We start from the raw sequence: 2,684 nt of genomic DNA on the forward strand, positions 1-2,684 counted from the left end.
CGGGGGCAGGCATTCGACTTCGCTCAGGGTGACATGGAGTAAGGGGCTTCGCTACCTACGCCCCCCACCGCATCACCCCGCTTCGGCGTAATACGCCGCGTCCCGGTAATACCGATACCGGAAGCGGCTGGAGACGAGCGCGGTCGGGTCGAAGGCGTTGAGCACCGTCCCGAGGACGCGCTGGCCGGCCTGTTCGAATTCGCGCACGCCCTGCTGGATTTCGTAGTCGCGCGTCTTGCCGGCCGCGGCCACGAGGAGCGTGGCATCGCAGAGGCTGGCGAGGAAGACGGCGTCGGACACGGCCATGAAGGGCGGGGTGTCAAACAGAATGATGTCGAAATACCGCTTGAGCTCGCTGATGAACGCCGGCATATCCGGCGATCCTAGGATCTCGGCGGCGTGCTCATGGCTGCCGCCGGCGGTGAGGACGTAGAGGTTGTCCTGCTCCCGCAGCGCGCGCCGAAACTGGAGGTGGCGGGCTTCGAGCATCTCGATGAAGCCCGGCTGGTTGGTCAGCCCGAGCTTGGAATGGACGGTCGGGCGCCGCAGGTCGGTATCCACCACGATGGTGCGCCGGCCCGTCTGCGCCAGGGCGATGCCCAGGTTGAGGGCCGTCAGACTTTTGCCCTCGCCCGGGTTGGGGCTGGTGACGACGAGGGTGCGGACGGGTCCGGGGGCGTTGAGGATGTTAAAGCGGAGCTTCCGGTAGGCATCGACGATCATCGACGCCGGCGAAAGGCCTACGATGAGGTGCGGGTCCAGCTCGCCGGTGCGCTGCAGGGCCTGGTTGCCGGCAGGCGCGGGAGCGGCCGCCGGCATCGCCGGGATGATGCCCAGGAGCGGGCACGTCGGGTTCTGCAAATCCTCTGGCGCGAACAGGATGCCGCGGGTGCGCTGCTGGTAGAGGATGGCGAGCCCGAGCCCGACGAGCAGGCCCACGAGGCCGCCCAGGATCAGGTTGCGCGACGTGTCCGGGTATTCGGGTTTGAAGGGGGCGACGGCCTGGCGGATGACCTCGGCGTAGCCCTGTTCGGATTCCTCGGCGATGCGGACGTCCTCCAGCTTTTCGCGGAGGAAGAGGTAGGCGCGTTCGGTGGTCTGGAGCGAGCGCTGGAGCTGTGTGAGGGCGATCTGCTGACCCGGGAGGCCGTTGAGGGTCGCCTGGTAGGCGTCGAGCTGCCGGCTGTAGAGCTGGCTTCGGGCTTCGAGCCGGGCGATCTCCTGCTGCTCGTCGTTGAGCTGGCGCTGAAGCTGGCCCAGGCTGGCGAGGCCATCGCCTTCGGCCGGCGTGTTGGCCTCCGCCACGTACGCGTCCGTCAGGCGGGCGAGGGTGGTCTGGAGGCCGGCGCGGTCACGCTCGAGCGCCGCGATGGTCGGGTTGGTCGAGGCTTCCGGCGTGCCCTTCAGGGCCGGATTCTGGCGGTAGATCTGGTCGAGCCGCGTGTCGATGTCCGCCATCTGCGTGCGGGTGCGTTCGATGTCGGCCGTCGTGTTGGCGGCGAGGCGTTCGGCGAGGCGCGGCTGGAGGCCGGCGAGGTCGTCTTCGAGAAGCCGGGCGGAGACCTGCTTGAGCTTCAACTCCAGGTCGTTCTGCGTCCGGGCGGTTTCGAGCGCCGTCACCTGGTCGATCAGCGCCGTGGCTTCGACGCTCATGGTGAGGCCGCCGTTCTGGCGGAGGAAGACTTTCATCTGCTCCTCCAGCGCGCGGAGTTCGCGGTTGCGCTCCGTGGCCTCGTTTTCCAGAAAGGCGCGGGTGGCGGAGAGCCGGCTGCGGCTGCGCCACAGGGCGCGATCCACCAGCTCTTCCGCGTAGAAGTTGGCCAGGAGGCTGGCCTCGTGTGCGTCGGTGGAGATGGCCGAGATGCGGAGGACATCCGCCACCGGTTCGCGCTGGATCGTGACCAGATTCTGGATGGCGTAGGCCAGCATCGCCGGGGAGGAGGCTTGCGCGAGCAGGGTGATGGGCCGGCCGGTGACCGGGTCGTTCTGGAGGGCGACAAGGCGGTCGGCGACCCGCGTGGCGACGTCCATCGAGCGCTGGAGGACATAAATCTCCGTCTCGACCGAGCGGCCGGACCGGTTGCGGTCGGCGGAGGGGTCGAGCGCGTCCTTCAGGTCCGGCGCGAGGCGGTTATCGACAAGCACCAGGCTGTCCGCCCGGTACACCGGCACCTGGAAATAGGTATAGAGGCCCGTGCCCGTGAGAGTGAGGACGAAGGAGACAAACAGGAACCAGCGTCCCCGGTAGAGGAGGTTGAGGAGCAGCTCGCCCTGAGTGCCGTCGGCGGCCTGAGCAGGAGCCAGCGCCGGCGCCGGGGCAGCCCGGCGGACCGGCGCGGGGGCGTCGGCTACGGGCAGAGGCGTCGCGCGGGGGCCGACGGGTCGGCGTCCGGGCGCTTTGCTCGGAATCGGGTGATCGGCCATACGAAGGGCGTTACAAAAAGCGTTGGTCGCCGATGCGGTCGGATATGCGCGGACCACGGGGCGAGAGATGCAAGGGGAAGATACGGAAGGCCGCGCCGCGGGGCGTGGCCGAGGTGTCAGGATTCTATCACATTTCTGTTATCGCCTCGAACCGCGACCGGGGCGTCGGCTCGGGGCGTGAAACGGGAAAAACGGGCCGCGTGAAGAGGGCACGTTTTTCCCGCCGGGAGGGCGTTGCGGGAGGACGAACCGGCATCCAG

General features: G+C 68.4%; 1 protein-coding gene. It reads right to left on the reverse strand.

Annotation, left to right across the window (positions count from 1 at the left end):
* Positions 1 to 72: 72 nt before the first annotated feature.
* Positions 73 to 2,424: a polysaccharide biosynthesis tyrosine autokinase gene (locus tag SH809_13885; GenBank protein MDZ4700795.1), complete on the reverse strand. Its 2,352-nt coding sequence runs from the start codon at positions 2,422 to 2,424 to the stop codon at positions 73 to 75.
* Positions 2,425 to 2,684 lie beyond the last annotated feature (260 nt).

This window comes from Rhodothermales bacterium, from assembly GCA_034439735.1.
Lineage (GTDB): Bacteria > Bacteroidota > Rhodothermia > Rhodothermales > JAHQVL01 > JAWKNW01.

Excerpts from the sequence above, each read along its gene's own strand:
- SH809_13885 (MDZ4700795.1), bottom strand. The coding sequence starts at position 2,424 with ATGGCCGATCACCCGATTCCGAGCAAAGCGCCCGGACGCCGACCCGTC.